Origin of the sequence: Actinacidiphila rubida, from assembly GCF_900110255.1 — a bacterium.
GTDB lineage: Bacteria > Actinomycetota > Actinomycetes > Streptomycetales > Streptomycetaceae > Actinacidiphila > Actinacidiphila rubida.
This window is the reverse complement of sequence record NZ_FODD01000001.1, coordinates 83,332-97,308: the sequence shown is the minus strand read 5'-3', so window position 1 is coordinate 97,308 and position 13,977 is coordinate 83,332. Positions and strand designations below refer to the sequence as shown.

Annotated in this window: 13 protein-coding genes; 7 read left to right on the top strand and 6 right to left on the bottom strand. The window is 74.6% G+C overall.

Annotated elements, in window-relative coordinates; all coding sequences use genetic code 11:
- Positions 1–2 precede the first annotated feature (2 nt).
- Positions 3–893 carry an aminoglycoside phosphotransferase family protein gene (locus BMW99_RS00435; RefSeq protein ID WP_069464834.1) on the top strand — a complete coding sequence of 297 codons (891 nt, stop codon included), beginning with the start codon at positions 3–5 and terminating at the stop codon, positions 891–893.
- Positions 894–927: 34 nt separating this feature from the next.
- On the opposite strand, the gene BMW99_RS00430 is transcribed toward BMW99_RS00435, so the two are convergent.
- Positions 928–2,148, bottom strand: coding sequence for an FG-GAP-like repeat-containing protein (locus BMW99_RS00430; RefSeq protein WP_069464835.1), 1,221 nt, complete (start codon positions 2,146–2,148; stop codon positions 928–930).
- Positions 2,149–2,448: 300 nt separating this feature from the next.
- On the opposite strand from BMW99_RS00430, the gene BMW99_RS00425 reads away from it, so the two are divergent.
- Positions 2,449–3,531 carry a YihY/virulence factor BrkB family protein gene (locus tag BMW99_RS00425; RefSeq protein ID WP_176735559.1) on the top strand — a complete coding sequence of 361 codons (1,083 nt, stop codon included), beginning with the start codon at positions 2,449–2,451 and terminating at the stop codon, positions 3,529–3,531.
- 56 nt (positions 3,532–3,587) lie between these two features.
- Here BMW99_RS00425 and BMW99_RS00420 read toward each other — a convergent pair whose 3' ends face one another.
- Positions 3,588–4,217 carry a hypothetical protein gene (locus BMW99_RS00420; protein WP_069464840.1) on the bottom strand — a complete coding sequence of 210 codons (630 nt, stop codon included), beginning with the start codon at positions 4,215–4,217 and terminating at the stop codon, positions 3,588–3,590.
- A gap of 76 nt (positions 4,218–4,293) precedes the next feature.
- On the opposite strand from BMW99_RS00420, the gene BMW99_RS00415 reads away from it, so the two are divergent.
- Entirely contained in the window at positions 4,294–5,142 is an 849-nt protein-coding gene (locus tag BMW99_RS00415; RefSeq protein WP_069464837.1) for an alpha/beta fold hydrolase, read from the top strand.
- A 31-nt stretch (positions 5,143–5,173) separates the two neighbouring features.
- Here BMW99_RS00415 and otsB read toward each other — a convergent pair whose 3' ends face one another.
- The 3 genes from otsB to BMW99_RS00400 form a co-directional block, all read right to left on the bottom strand.
- The gene (otsB, locus tag BMW99_RS00410) at positions 5,174–6,022 is read right to left on the bottom strand and encodes a trehalose-phosphatase (RefSeq protein ID WP_069464838.1); all 849 of its coding nucleotides are present in this window, start codon (positions 6,020–6,022) and stop codon (positions 5,174–5,176) included.
- A 175-nt stretch (positions 6,023–6,197) separates the two neighbouring features.
- The gene (locus BMW99_RS00405) at positions 6,198–6,539 is read right to left on the bottom strand and encodes a DUF3263 domain-containing protein (RefSeq protein ID WP_079175877.1); all 342 of its coding nucleotides are present in this window, start codon (positions 6,537–6,539) and stop codon (positions 6,198–6,200) included.
- 56 nt (positions 6,540–6,595) lie between these two features.
- The gene (locus BMW99_RS00400) at positions 6,596–7,885 is read right to left on the bottom strand and encodes an extracellular solute-binding protein (protein ID WP_069465653.1); all 1,290 of its coding nucleotides are present in this window, start codon (positions 7,883–7,885) and stop codon (positions 6,596–6,598) included.
- 222 nt (positions 7,886–8,107) lie between these two features.
- Between BMW99_RS00400 and BMW99_RS00395 the strand changes: the two genes are divergently transcribed.
- The 3 genes from BMW99_RS00395 (at position 8,108) to BMW99_RS00385 (ending at position 11,322) form a co-directional block, all read left to right on the top strand.
- Positions 8,108–9,040 (top strand): ROK family protein, encoded by a 933-nt coding sequence (locus tag BMW99_RS00395; protein ID WP_069465654.1) that lies wholly within the window; start codon positions 8,108–8,110, stop codon positions 9,038–9,040.
- Positions 9,040–10,224, top strand: coding sequence for an N-acetylglucosamine-6-phosphate deacetylase (gene nagA / locus BMW99_RS00390; protein WP_069465655.1), 1,185 nt, complete (start codon positions 9,040–9,042; stop codon positions 10,222–10,224). The genes BMW99_RS00395 and nagA overlap by 1 nt, the downstream gene beginning before the upstream one ends.
- A 162-nt stretch (positions 10,225–10,386) precedes the next feature.
- Positions 10,387–11,322 carry a 1-phosphofructokinase family hexose kinase gene (locus tag BMW99_RS00385; protein WP_069465656.1) on the top strand — a complete coding sequence of 312 codons (936 nt, stop codon included), beginning with the start codon at positions 10,387–10,389 and terminating at the stop codon, positions 11,320–11,322.
- Between the two features lie 30 nt (positions 11,323–11,352).
- On the opposite strand, the gene BMW99_RS00380 is transcribed toward BMW99_RS00385, so the two are convergent.
- Positions 11,353–12,372 carry a carbohydrate-binding protein gene (locus tag BMW99_RS00380; protein WP_069465657.1) on the bottom strand — a complete coding sequence of 340 codons (1,020 nt, stop codon included), beginning with the start codon at positions 12,370–12,372 and terminating at the stop codon, positions 11,353–11,355.
- A 144-nt stretch (positions 12,373–12,516) separates the two neighbouring features.
- Between BMW99_RS00380 and BMW99_RS00375 the strand changes: the two genes are divergently transcribed.
- The gene (locus BMW99_RS00375; RefSeq protein ID WP_407640256.1) at positions 12,517–13,545 is read left to right on the top strand and encodes an SAM-dependent methyltransferase; all 1,029 of its coding nucleotides are present in this window, start codon (positions 12,517–12,519) and stop codon (positions 13,543–13,545) included.
- The last annotated feature ends 432 nt before the right edge of the window (positions 13,546–13,977 follow it).

Genomic DNA, 13,977 nt, shown 5'->3' with positions numbered 1-13,977 from the left:
CCGTGCACGACGACCAGGTGCAGGTGACCACCGACGTCGTCGCGGCCCTGGTCCGGGAGCAGTTCCCGGCGTGGAGCGGTGAGACGATCCGGCCTCTGGCGTCGACCGGGACGGTCCACGCCATCTTCCGCATCGGGCACGGCCTTTCCGCGCGTTTCCCCCTGCGGCCGGCCGATGCCGCCGAGGTGTCGGCGGTCCTGGAACGGGAGGCCCGCGCGAGCGCGGAGCTGGCGCGGGTGTCCCGGTTTCCCGTTCCGGAGCCCGTCGCCCTGGGAAGGCCCGGCGCGGGTTACCCCATGCCGTGGGCGGTCCAGACATGGCTTCCGGGGACGATCGCCTTCGATGCCGACCCGAGCGGGTCGGTCGCCTTCGCCGAGGACCTCGCGGCCTTCATCGCGGCCCTGCGGGCGGCCGAGACCCGGGGACGGACGTTCGGCGGCGACGGTCGTGGGGGCGTCCTCGCTCACCATGACGCGTGGATGGCGCGGTGCTTCGCGGAGAGTGGGGGGCTGCTCGACGTGCCCCGGTTGCGCCGGTTGTGGAGCCGCTTTCGGGAGTTGCCCCGCTCGGGCGCCGACGTGATGAGCCACGGTGACCTGATCCCCGGCAATGTGCTGGTCGCGGGGGGACGGCTCAGCGGCGTGCTCGACACCGGCGGCTTCGGGCCGGCCGACCCCGCGCTGGATCTGGTCGGCGCCTGGCACCTGTTGGGGCCGGGCCCGAGGGACGTGCTCCGGCGGGCGCTGGCCTGTGACGATCTGGAGTGGGAGCGCGGCAAGGCATGGGCGTTCCAACAGGCGATGGGTGTCGTCTGGTACTACGCCGAGACCAATCCGACGATGAGCGGAATGGGGCGCCGGACGCTCGACCGCATCCTGCGGTCGGCGGAGTGATGCCGGCCCGGTCGGAGGCCACGGTGGACGGGTCCTAGAAGAGGCCGTCGCCCGCGTCGAGTTCGCCGTTGGTGCTGCTGTAGGCGAGGGTGCCGCCGGCACGGGCCGCGTAGAAGTGGATCTCGCCGAACGGCTGGGTCTGGGCGGCCAGCAGGTCGGGGCGCCCGTCGCCGGTGATGTCGCCGACGCCGCGCAGCGTGGTGAGGGGGCCCCAGCCGCCGCTGCCGATCATCGTGCGGGTGCCGAACCAGCCCTTGCCGTTGCCCGGGTAGAGCCAGAGCTTGCCGGACGAGTCGCTGACGACGAGGTCGTTGCGGCCGTCCCCACCGAGGTCGCCGATGCCGGCGAAGGCGCGCATCACGTTCCAGGCGGTGCCGATGAGCAGGCGGGGGCCGAACCGGCCGTTGCCGTCGCCCGGGTACATCCACAGCTTGCCCGTGGTGTCGCGGGCCACCAGGTCGCCCGTGCCGTTGCCGTCGAGGTCGCCGACGGCCTGGATCGCGGTCATGGTGTTCCAGCCGCCGCCGATCAGCTTCCGTGCGCCGAACCAGCCCTTGCCGTTGCCCGGGTACATCCACAACTCGCCCCCGGTGTCCCGGGCGAGGAGGTCCTCCGTGCCGTCGCCGTTCAGGTCACCGTGGCGGGTGAGGGCGGTCATGGAGTTCCAGCCCGCGCCGATGAGCGTGCCCGTGCCGTCGCCGCGCAGGAAGTACAGGCGGCCGCCGTATGTGCGGTTGAGCAGGTCCGGGCGGCCGTCGCCGTCCAGGTCCCCGAACGCGGCCGGAGCGCCTGCCGCAGCGGTGTCCGGGCTGTTCCACGGCAGATAGTCGGTTGCGCCCAGGCACTGCCGGGCGGTGTGCGCCCAGCGGACCGAGCCGAGGTTGTGGGCGAGATGGCTGTTCTGGTCCTGGTAGCGGGACAGGTTCTCGCCGGTGCCGGTCCCGACGGCCAGCGCCCTGATGTCGTGGACCGGGTCGGTGAACCGGTAGTTCGTCCGGCTGTACATGCAGAAGAACGGGGAGCCGGTGCGGTTGTCGACCGAGGCCGCCCTGGTCCGCCAGGTGCCCAGGTCGGCCTGGGGTGTGGTGTACGCCGCCATCGCGCCCTGGCCGTCCTGGCCGTCGAAAACGCAGAACCGGCCCGACGGGCAGCGCGCGTAGCCGGTGGCGGCGGCGTGCGCCGGGGCCACCGAGGTGGCGATCAGGCCCAGCGCGGCGGCGGCCGTCACCAGGGCAGCACGGTACGGGATCCGCATGAGTGTGGCCCTCCCCCGAGGAACGTCACGCCCCGCACGCCCGCGGGGTGGGGACATGGTAGACCCGCACGGTCCGGGCCCGAGGCCGAACGGGGGCCGTGCACGGGCCGGCGCGTTCCCGCGGAAGCCGGCGGGGCGGGTCGACTTGCGCGGCGCGACCGCGGACCACGAAAGTGCCTGCTCATGACGTCGTCGCAGGAGGGGCCGCGGTCCGGGCCCGAACAGGGAGCGGAACCGGGCACGGGACAGGTCCCGAGGGCGCGGCGAAGCCCGGGACCCGTGGAGCCGGCCGGGATCGCAGTGCCCGCCGGGCGTCCTTCGAAGAGCGGGCGGCGGGCCGCGCTGCGGCGGGTCGCCGCGGAGTTGCGGGACGACGAACTGCCCGATCGCGCGGCCGCGTTGACGTACTACGCGGTCCTGTCCGTCGTTCCGGCGCTCCTGGTGGTCGTGTCGGCGCTCGGGGCGATCGGCCCTTCGGCGACGGATCCGCTGATCCGCAACGTGCGCCGGCTGGCCCCCGGGCCCTCCCGTGATCTCGTCACGCAGGTCCTGGCCGATCTCCAGCGTCAGCACGTCGCGGCGGGTGTCCTCGGGACTATGGCGCTGCTGTGGTCGGCGTCGGCGTACGCCGCGGCGTTCATCCGGGCCATGAACGCGGTCTACGACGTCCCCGAGGGGCGCCCTCTGCGGACGCTGCTGCCGCTGCGGCTCGGACTGACGGTGGTGACCCTCCTCCTGCTGACCGTCCTCACCGGCCTGATCGCGGTCAGCCGCGACCTCGCCGACCGGATCGGCACCGCGGTCGGCGCCGGGCACGCCGCCGTCACGACGTGGCAGTGGATCAAGTGGCCGGTGCTGTGCGTCCTGCTGAGCCTGCTGTTCGCGCTCCTGTACTGGGCGGCGCCCAACGCCCGCCAGCCGTTCCGCTGGGGCACGGCCGGGGGCCTGACCGCCGTGCTGCTGCAGGCCGGTGCCTCCGCCGGATTCGCCGTCTACACCAGCCACTTCGCGTCGTACCACCGCGTGTACGGCGGGCTGGCGGCGATCATCACCTTCTTCGTGTGGCTCTGGCTGTCCAACCTCGCCCTCCTGCTCGGCGCCGAGGTGAACTCCGAACTGGACCGCCAGCGGGCCATGGAGCACGGCCACCCGGCCGGGCAGGAACCCTACGTACCGCTGCGCAGCCCCGCCCGGCGCGGCCCCGCGTACGTCGCGGGGGCCCTCGAACATCGCCTCGCGATGGACAGGCTGCACCAGATCGCCGCCGACTTCGAGACCGACAACGATCCCCTGACCAAGGCCGAGATCGACGCCGCGCGCGCCGCCCTCGCGCACCACCGTGCCCCGGAAAGGGAGTCCGACCACGGGCGGAACGCGGTGTGAACAGCCCGGACGTCGAGGTCGTCAAGGTCTGAGCCGCGGCCCCGCGCGGGTGGCGCTCATGTGCCCGCGCGGAGGCGGTCGCGCTGGAGGCGGCAGGCGAGGGCACGGCGGACGGAGGGGGAACCGGGCGCAGGGGCAGGGGACTTGGCGGGGATGTCGAGCGCGCGGCTGATCGCGTCGTAGGCGTCGCGGTAGCCGGGCGGAAGAGCGGCGCGGCGGTCGCGGAGGTCGGCTTCGACCAGGCGCCGGAGCGCGTCCACAGCCTGGGGGGAGAACCGCTTCCGGCCGCGCGCGAGGGCGTGGACGGCGCCGGTGCAGGCGGCCGTCCCGTCGAGCGTCTCGGAGATCTCCTCGGCCAGCCCCCACAGGCGGCCCTCCAGCCACGGCACGTCGCGCTGGTCGAGAGCGAGGCCGATCCGGGGCGCGGGCTCACCCCTGCGGGCCTTGACCATCTGCTTGGAGACCGCGGGCTGGCTCATGCCGGCGAGCCGGGCGATGGTGTCCTGCGTCCAGCCGAGCCCGGCCAGCGCCTCGATCAGTTCGGCGCGCAGCCCCCGCATCTCCTCGCCCGCGCGGATGACCTCGTTCATGGACGCGAAGATCCGCCCGGCCTGCTCGTCGGTGAGCGTCCCGGGATCCGGCGTCCCAGGGTCAGGCGTCCCGGCGTCCGGGTTCTCGGCGTCCACCACCTGGTTATACACCGAGGGCCCCGCGCTCCATAACCAGGTTGTACAACCGGGTTGTGCGTGCCACGCTCGGGCCATGCCCACCTTCTCCGCACCTGACGGCACCCTTCTCACGTACCGCACCGCCGGCGACGGCACCCCGCTGGTGTGCCTGCCCGGCGGACCCGCGGACTCCGCGTACCTCGGCGACCTGGGCGGGCTGTCCGCGCACCGCCGCCTGGTCGTCCTGGACCTGCGCGGCACCGGTGGATCGGCTGTGCCCGAGGACCCGTCCTCGTACCGCTGCGACCGCATGACGGCGGACGTCGAGGCGCTGCGCGCGCACCTCGGGCTGCCGCGCGTGGACCTGCTCGCGCACTCCGGCGGCGCCAACCTCGCGCTGCTGTACGCGGCCCGGCACCCCGACCGGGTGGGCCGGCTCGTCCTCGTCACCCCGGGGAGCCGGGCGGCCGGCGTCACGATCACCGGCGGGCAGCGCCGCGCGGTGGCCCAACTGCGCGCGCACGAGCCGTGGTTCCCCGCCGCGTTCGCCGCACTGGCCGCGATCACCGAGGGCACCGGCAGCGACTGGGACGCCATCTCCCCGTTCTTCTACGCCCGTTGGGACGACGAGGCGCGGGCCCACCACGCGGCGGCCCGGCCGCGCAACGAGGCGGCCGTCGCGGGTTACGCGGCGGAGGGCGCGTTCGAGCCCGCCGCCACCCGGGCCGCACTCGGCGGACTGGCCGCACCGGTCCTGCTGGCCGCCGGGGAGTTTGACGTCAACAGCCCCGCGACGTCCGTGACGGACCTCTCGGGGCTGTTCCCCCGAGCCTCGGCGGTCGTGCAGCCGGGAGCCTCCCACTACCCCTGGATCGACGGCCCCGGACGTTTCGTCGCCGCCGTGGCCGCGTTCCTCGGCCGACCGGCCGGACCCACCGGCTGAGCGCACCGGCCCGGGCCAGGGCGCCGGAACCTCATTCCAGGGCGTCCGCCAACGCGTCGAGGAGGGCCACCACGCCCTCCGGGCCCGGCACGGTCAGGTCGGCCCGCTCGGCCACCTCCGGCGGCGACTCGGCGGTGCCCGCGCTGGCCACCAGCAGGCCGGCGGTGCCGTGCTTGCGCAGGTCCTCGACGGCGGCGAACGCCGCCAGGTCGCCGAGGTCGTCGCCGCCGTACAGCACCGATCCGGCGTCGACCTCGCGCAGGTACGCGGCCAGCGCCACGCCCTTGTCCACGCCGGGGGGCCGCAACTCCAGGACGTAGCGGCCGGGTTCGACCATCAGGCCGTGCGACTCGGCGAGTTCGTGCAGCGGGCGGCGCAGCGCCTCGAACGCGGCGTCGGGGTCCTCGGTGCGGCGGGTGTGGACGGCCACGGCACGGCCGCCCTTGTCCTCGATCCACGTCCCGGACCAGGCGCCGATGCGGTCGAGGAAGCCGGGCAGTTCCGCGCGGACCGCGGTGACGCCCGGGTGGGCGCCCGGCGTGTGGACCTCGCCGCTGCGGGCGTCCCAGCGCTCGGCGCCGTAGTGGCCGAGGACCACCAGGTGGTCCAGGCCCGGGACGCCGGCGAAGCCGCCGTAGCGGACGGCCACGCCGGCCGGGCGGCCGGTCACCACGGCGACGGCCGCCAGGTGCGGGGCGAGGCGGGAGAGCGCGGCGGCGGCGCCCGGATGGGCGCGGGCCTGGTCGGGGTCCGGCACGATCGGGGCCAGCGTCCCGTCGAAGTCCAGCGCGACGACGGCGCGTTCGGGGTGGGCCAGCAGGGCGGCGAGGCCGTCCCTGCCCTCGGGCGTGCGGGGTGCGGGGAGGTCGGCGGAAGCCATGCTGCCGACCCTACCCGCGCGGGGCGGGCGCACGCCCGGCGTACGGGCGCACGTCCGCGGGACGCGCCGGTCGCGCCTGCCCGGCTGATGCCCGGCGGCCGCCTCCAGGTCGCCCCGCCGCTGCCCGCAGGCTGCCCCGCGGCCGTCCGGGGGCCGTCCGGCCGCCGTCCGGGGGCTAGCGCGCGGCGCGCTGGCGGTCGCGCTCGGCCCGCAGGCGGTTGACGGTGACGGGGGCGTGCCGCAGCGCGCGCGGGTCGTCGATCAGGGCGTTGAGCAGCTGGAAGTACGCGGTCGGCGAGAGGTCGAGGCGCTCGCGTATCGCCCGTTCGCGGGGGCCGGGCCCGGTCCAGGTGCGGCCCGCGATGTCGAGCACCGCCCGGTCGCGCTCGGACAGCTCCCTGCCCGACCCACTCCCGGGCTCGGCGCCGCCCGGCTCGCCGCCGGCACCGGCGGCACTGGCGGCCGCGCCGGACAGCGGGTTCTCGTCCGACCCGCTGCGGGGCCGCTCGTCGCTCATGCCGTCACCTTCCGGGGCCCGCGCTCACCGCGCGGGCCCGGGCCCCGGGTCCGCGGTTACTTCTGCGCCGACTTCTGGGCGTTGTCCAGCCCCGAGGCGTCGACCTGCAGCTTGGACAGCACGTCCTTGGGGTCGGCGTGCACGGCCTGGCCGATGCTCCGCTTCACCTCGTCGCTGACCGGGCCCCACGAGGTCTTGTTGACAGGGTAGAAGACCGCGTCGGGCAGCAGGGCCAGGAACTTCTTGAGGTCCGCGTACTTGGGGTCGTCCTGCATGGTCTGCAGCGCGGAGGTGGTCACCGGCAGCAGCCCGTACTCGTCGAGGAACTTGACCGCGTTCTTCTCCTGGTACACGAACTGCAGGAACTTGCCGTCCGCTTCCTTCTTGCCGTTCTGCTTGAACGCCATCATCCAGTCGGCGACACCGAGGGTGTCGGTGGACGGGCCCTGCTTGCCCGGCAGCGCGGCGACGCCCACGTCGATGTGGTTGGCCTTGGCCTGCGCGAGCAGCGTCGGGTGGCCCATGATCATGCCGGCGTGGCCGTCGAGGAAGGCGGTGAAGACGTCGCGGCGGTTGGTCTTGGCCGGGTCGGTGGCCTGCACCAGGCCGGGCTGCACGAGGTGCTTCTTCAGCCAGTCGAAGGTGTCGACGTTCGCCGCGGAGTCGAAGGTGTAGCTGCCGACGGTGTCGGTGTAGCCGCCCTCGTCGCCGAGCATCCACATCAGGGCCTCGGCCTGCGCCTCCTCGGTGCCCAGCGGCAGACCGTAGGGGACCTTCACGCCGTTGGCCTTGAGGGCCTTCGCGTCCTGCTCGACGTCGGTCCACGTCTGCGGCGCGGAGGTGATGCCGGCCTGCTCGAAGAGCTTCTTGTTGTAGAAGAACATCCGGGAGCTGGAGACCCACGGTATGCCGTACTGGGTGCGGTCGACGGAACCGGCGTCGGACAGCGCGGGCAGGAAGTCCGACTGCTCGCTGACGGTGAACAGGTCGTCGGCGCTGTACAGCTGGCCCGCGGCGGCGTAGGAGGCGTAGGAGCCGATCTGCGCGATGTCCGGCGGGCTGCCGGCCTTGACCATCTGGGCGACCTTGTCGTCGACGACGTCCCAGCTGAGGACCTGCACGTCGACCTTGATCTTCGGGTTCTGCTTCTCGAAGGCGGCGGCCAGCGAGTTCCAGTACTCGGTGGAGCTGTTGTGCGTCTTGGGATCACCGTAGTCGGCGGCGACCATGTGCACCGTGACGTTCCCGCTCAGTGAACTGCTGCCACCGCACGCGCTGAGGGTGGTGGCCGCCAGCACGGACGCCACGCCCGCCGCCGCCAACCCGAGAAGTCGTCGCCGCTGCACCGTTCCTACCGCCTTATGACTACGGGCGTTCTGCGTTGCGCATCCGCCTACGGAAGCGTCGAGTCTTCCCCACACCTTGAGCCAACGTCTACACCATGAGTGAACTCGCTTCGCCAGCGGGTCCCCCGCGGCGGCCGCTGCCCGCGCCCCCGTTGGGCGCGACCGATCTTCCCCGCCGAGTGGACTAGACCTTTCTGGGGAGGAGACGAGAGACTGTACCCCGTGAGACATGTCATCGCCCTCGATGTGGGCGGCACCGGGATGAAGGCCGCCCTGGTCGCCGCGGACGGCACCCTGCTCCACCAGGCACGCCGTCCCACCGGCCGGGAACGCGGTCCCGACGCGGTGGTCACCGCGATCCTCGACTTCGCCGCCGACCTGCGCGACCACGGCATGAAGGAGTACGGGGAGCCGGCCGCCGCGGCCGGCGTCGCCGTGCCCGGCATCGTCGACGACCGCGCGGGCATCGCCGTGTACGCGGCCAACCTCGGCTGGAAGGACGTGCCGCTGCGCGACCTGCTCTCCGAGCGGCTCGGCGGGGTCCCGGTCGCGCTCGGCCACGACGTGCGCACCGGCGGCCTGGCCGAGGGCCGGATCGGCGCGGGCAACGGCGCCGACCGCTTCCTCTTCCTGCCGCTGGGCACCGGCATCGCCGGGGCCATCGGCATCGAGGGGCGGATCGAGGCGGGCGCGCACGGCTACGCGGGCGAGATCGGCCACATCGTGGTCCGGCCCGACGGGCCGCCGTGCAACTGCGGCCAGCGGGGCTGCCTGGAGACGCTGGCCTCGGCCGGCGCCGTCTCCCGCGCCTGGGCCGCCGCCAGCGGCGACCCGGAGGCCGACGCCGCCGCCTGCGCGCGGGCCGTGGAGGCCGGCGACCCCGCCGCGATCGAGGTCTGGCGCGACGCGGTCGACGCGCTCGCCGCCGGTCTGGTGACCGGACTCACCCTGCTGGACCCCCGGGTGCTCATCATCGGCGGCGGACTCGCCGAAGCCGGGGACACCCTCTTCGGACCGCTGCGCGCGGCCGTCGAGGCGCGCATCACGTTCCAGAAACTCCCCCTCATCGTCCCCGCCGCCCTCGGGGACACCGCAGGATGCCTGGGTGCGGGCCTGCTCGCCTGGGATCTGATCTCCGTGGAGGTAACGGCCTGATGGCTCCCGTAACGACAACGCACCGCACGGTCCTCGCCGGTGCCCGTGTGGTCCTGCCGTCAGGAGTGGTGGACGGGGGCCGGCTGACCGTCGAGGGCACCCGGATCGCCGCCGAGCCGCCGGCCGGCGCCGACGGCGCCTCCGCCGAGGGCCGGACGACCGTGGACCTGTCGGGCCGCGGGTACACGATCGTCCCCGGCTTCGTGGACCTCCACAACCACGGCGGCGGCGGCGCGTCCTTCACCTCCGGCGGCGCCGAGGACATCCTCACCGGCGTGCGCACCCACCGCCGGCACGGCACCACCACGGTCGTCGCCTCCACCGTCACCGAGAGCCTGGACGCCCTCTCCCGCCAGGCGGGCCTGCTGTCCGAACTCGTCGAGCAGGGCGACCTGGCCGGCATCCACTACGAGGGCCCGTTCATCTCCCCGTGCCGCAAGGGCGCCCACGACGAGGGGCTGCTGCGCAACCCCGACCCGGCCGATGTGCGCAAGCTCGTCGAGGCCGGTCGCGGCGCGGTCCGCATGGTCACCCTGGCGGCCGAACTGCCCGGCGGCATCGAGTCGGTGCGGCTGCTCGCCGACCTCGGCGTGATCGCCGCGATCGGCCACACCGACGGCAGCTACGAGCAGACCCGCGAGGCCATCGACGCCGGCGCGACCGTCGCCACGCACCTGTTCAACGCGATGCCGCCGCTCCAGCACCGCCAGCCCGGCCCGATCGCGGCCCTGCTGGAGGACGAGCGGGTCACCGTCGAGCTGATCAACGACGGCGTGCACCTGCACCCCGCGGTCCTCGAACTCGCCTTCGGCAGCGCGGGCGCGGGCCGCGTCGCGTTCATCACCGACGCGATGGACGCGGCCGGCTTCGGCGACGGCATGTACGACCTGGGCCCGATGAAGGTCGAGGTCCTCGAGGGCGTCGCCCGCCTGGTCGAGGGCGGCTCCATCGCGGGCTCCACGCTCACCCTGGACACCGCGTTCAAGCGCGCCGTGACCGTCGACGGGCTGGCGCTGACCGACGCCGTGCAGGCCATCTCCGTCAACCCGGCCCGCCTGCTGGGCCTGTCGGACCGGATCGGCACGCTGGAGCCCGGCAAGGACGCCGACCTGGTGGTGCTGGACGAGGCGTACGACCTGGTCGGTGTGATGCGCAAGGGCGAGTGGGTCGTCGAGCCGGTGTGACGGCCGGCCGGGCGGGCGCGCGGGCCCCTTCGCCGGGGCCCGCCCGACATAACGGGGCACAGGGAACACCCCGGCCGCGTCCGCCCTCCCTACGGGAAACGTGTGGGTAAAGGCGGTCGGCCCGCTCTGGGCTGGCCGCCGTTGTTTTGCCATCATCGACAGGTGATCATCACCGTCACGCTGAACGCCGCACTCGATGTGACCTACCGGGTCCCGTCGCTGCGCCCGCACACCACCCACCGGGTCCTCGACATAGCCGAGCGGCCCGGCGGCAAGGGGCTGAACGTCGCCCGGGTGCTGGCCGGCCTCGGGCACCGCACGGCCGTCACGGGCTTCGCCGGCGGCACGTCCGGCGAGGAACTGCGCCGCCGCCTGGCCGCCGCGACCCGCGCCGACCTGCTCACCGACGCGCTGGTGCCGACCGCGGGCGCGACCCGCAGGACGGTGGCCGTGGTGGACGCCGCGACCGGCGACACCACGATGTTCAACGAGCCCGGCCCGACCGTCAGCCCCGCCGAGTGGGCGTCCTTCGTCGACGTCTACCGCGGGCTGCTGGGCTCCGGCGAGGCCGGCGCGGTGGCGCTGTGCGGCAGCCTCCCGCCGGGAGTGCCCGTCGGCGCCTACGCCGACCTGGTGCGCGAGGCGCGGGCGGCGGGGGTGTTCGTGCTGCTGGACACCAGCGGCGAGCCGCTGCGGCGGGGCCTGGCGGCCCGGCCCGACCTGATCAAGCCCAACGCCGACGAGCTGGCCGGCCTCACGGGCTTCTCCGAGCCCGCCAGGGCCGCCCGGGACGCGCGGCGGCGCGGGGCGCGCGCGGTGGCCGCCTCGCTGGGCGCCGAGGGGATGCTGGCGGTCGCCGAGGAGGGCGTGTGGCATGCGGTGCCGCCGGGACGGCTGTCGGGCAATCCCACGGGCGCGGGGGACTCCGCGGTGGCCGGCCTGCTGTCCGGCGTGGTGGAGGAGCTGCCGTGGCCGCAGCGGCTGGCCCGGGCGGTCGCCCTGTCCGCGGCGACCGTGGTGGCGCCGGCGGCCGGCGAGTACGACCGCGCGGTCTACGAGGACCTGCTGGCGCAGGTGAAGGTCGTCGCGGACGCCTGAGGTCCGCGGGCGCCGCCCACCTGCCGCCCGCTACTTCTTGACCTGGCCCTGCTTGAGCCACACCTGGTCGATGTTCACACCGCAGTTCTTCGTCGGCAGGCACGTCAGCGACAGGGTGTTGGCACCCTTCTTCAGGTCCACCCACGAGTAGGTGTGGTTGTCCCACGCCTTGGACCAGTCCGTGTAGCTGCCGTAGTTCCGCAGGTTGACCATGTCCGTGCGGGGCTTGGCGTTGACCGCCAGGGCCAGGTTGGCGTCGGCGCCGGCGTTCCCGTAGCTGATGAAGAACGTGTACGCGCCGTCCTCGGGCACGGTGACGTTCCACAGCACGGACGCGCCGGGCGCGCCCATGCCGTCGACGTAGGTGCCGTTCGCCGCGTCGGCGCCCGGCCACTGGGTGCTCTGCTTCGCGCCGCCCGCCAGGGTCAGCGTGGAGGCGTCGACCTTGCCGGAGTCGAAGTCCGAGGGCGTGGCCGACGGGGTCGGGTCGGTGGTCGGCGCGCTCGTCGCGACCGGCGGGGTGGTCCTGCCGGCGCCGGCGTTGTCGCCCTTGTCGCCGGAGCCGTTGGTCATCGCGAAGGCGATGCCGATCGCGACGGCCGCCACCACCGCGACCGCGCCGATCAGCAGGCCCTTGCGGTTCGGGCCGTCGCCGTCACCGCCGTGCCCGCCGCGGCGGCCGCCCGGGCCGCCGTCGGACGGCTGGCCCTCGTACGTCTGCTGCCCGCCGTAGGGCTGCTGCTGGTACTGCTGGGTGGCCCCGTTTCCGTACTGCTGCTGCCCGTACTGCTGCTGTCCGTACTGCTGCGTCGCCTGCGTCGCCCCGTTGCCGTACTGCTGGGGCGGGTAGCCGTACCCGCCGGTCGCCTGCGGCGGCTGCTGGGGGCTGCGCCGCTCACCGACCCGCTGCACCTGGTTGTACGAGGTGCGCGGCTGGTTCGCCGGGCGCGGCTGAGCCGCCGCCGGGTCCGCCTGCTCGCCGCCCTCGGAGCGGTAGAGATACGCGAACGGGTCGTCGCTCTCGGGGGTTCCCTCGTGTCCGGCCGTCATCCGCTTGTCCACTCCCTCGTACTGCCTGCCGCCGAAACCCTACCGGGCCCGGCTGTCGACGCGCCCGGTCGTGGGACGCTCCGGCAGGTCACAAAGGTTCCCCTGTGACGAGTCCCACGCCCGCCGTCACGTACGGTAGGCGGCGTGAGCGACGGCGTGAACGGCGTGAACGGTGTAGATGGCGTGCACGGCGTGAACACGGAGTGGCTGCCGTGGCGGGCCGCGACGCAGCGCGCGCTGTACGGGCCCGAGGGGTTCTTCGTGCGGCAGGCACCCGCGGACCACTTCCGCACCTCGGTGCACGCCTCGCCGCTGTTCGCCGGGGCGGTCGCGGAACTGCTGCGCCGGGTGGACACGGCCCTCGGCACCCCCTCCGCGCTGGACTTCGTCGACATGGGCGCGGGGCGCGGCGAGCTGGCCGCGGGCGTGCTGGACGCGCTCCGCGCGCGGGACGCCGACCTGCTGCGGCGGGTGCGGGTCCACGCGGTGGAGCGGGCCGCGCGGCCCGCCGGACTCGACCCGCGGATCTCGTGGACCCCGGAGCCGCCGCGGGGCGCGCGCGGGCTGCTGTTCGCCAACGAGTGGCTGGACAACGTCCCCCTTGACGTGGCGGTCCGCACACCCTCCGGCGAGACCCGCTACCTGGAGGTGCGGCCGGGGGACGGCGCGGAGCGCCTGGGCGCCGGGGTGGACACGGACGACGCCGAGTGGCTGCGTCGGTGGTGGCCGCTGGAGCCCGGCGCCGGGCGGGCGGAGATCGGCCGGCCGCGCGACCTCGCGTGGCAGGAGGCGGTCGCCTCGCTCGACGCGGGGCTGGCCGTGGCGGTGGACTACGGCCACATCGTGGCGTCCCGCCCGGAAGAGGGCACGCTCACCGGGTACCGCGGCGGGCGCCAGGTCCTTCCCGTGCCGGACGGCTCCTGCGACGTGACGGCTCACGTCGCCTTCGACTCCCTGCCGGGGACGGCGCGCACGCAGCGCGCGGCGCTGCGTGCGCTCGGGGTCTCCGGGGCGCGCCCGCCGCTCTCCCTGGCGTCCACCGACCCCGCGGCCTACGTGCGCCGGCTGGCTGCCGCGTCCGAGGCCGCGGAGCTGCTCTCCCCGGCCTCGCTCGGCACGTTCCTGTGGCTCACCACGCCCGTCACCCCCGCCTGCGCGGCCCTCCTCGACTGACCGCCGCCCACCGCCCCGAAGGGGCGGACCCAGCTATGGCGGCGCCGCACTCCGCCACCCGCCCCCGAAGGGGCGGACCGGTCCACTCCGGACCACCGGCCCGCGGCCGGTTACCCGCACTGGGGGCGCCTCCCGGCCGAAGGCTGGGGGACCCCGGGCCCCGGGGAGTTGCCCCCGCCCGGACAGGGCCACCGCGGAAGAACAGTGCGCCCCATCAGGGGCGCGGGGTCCCCCAGACTCCGTCCGGGGGTGCCCCCAACGCGGCCAGCCACGGCGGCGCCGCACTCCGCCCACCGCCCCGAAGGGGCAGACCGGTCCGCTCCGGACCACCGGCCGGTGGCCGGTTACCCGCGCTAGGGGCGCCTCCCGGCCGAAGGCTGGGGGACCCCGCGCCCCCGGATGGGCACCCCTCACCCGCAATGGCGCCGCACT

Coding starts and splice junctions, on each gene's coding strand:
- BMW99_RS00405 (WP_079175877.1), bottom strand. CDS start 6,539: ATGAGCGACGAGCGGCCCCGCAGCGGGTCGGACGAGAACCCGCTGTCC.
- otsB (WP_069464838.1), bottom strand. CDS start 6,022: ATGGCTTCCGCCGACCTCCCCGCACCCCGCACGCCCGAGGGCAGGGAC.
- BMW99_RS00430 (WP_069464835.1), bottom strand. CDS start 2,148: ATGCGGATCCCGTACCGTGCTGCCCTGGTGACGGCCGCCGCCGCGCTG.
- BMW99_RS00380 (WP_069465657.1), bottom strand. CDS start 12,372: ATGACGGCCGGACACGAGGGAACCCCCGAGAGCGACGACCCGTTCGCG.
- BMW99_RS00415 (WP_069464837.1), top strand. CDS start 4,294: ATGCCCACCTTCTCCGCACCTGACGGCACCCTTCTCACGTACCGCACC.
- nagA (WP_069465655.1), top strand. CDS start 9,040: ATGGCTCCCGTAACGACAACGCACCGCACGGTCCTCGCCGGTGCCCGT.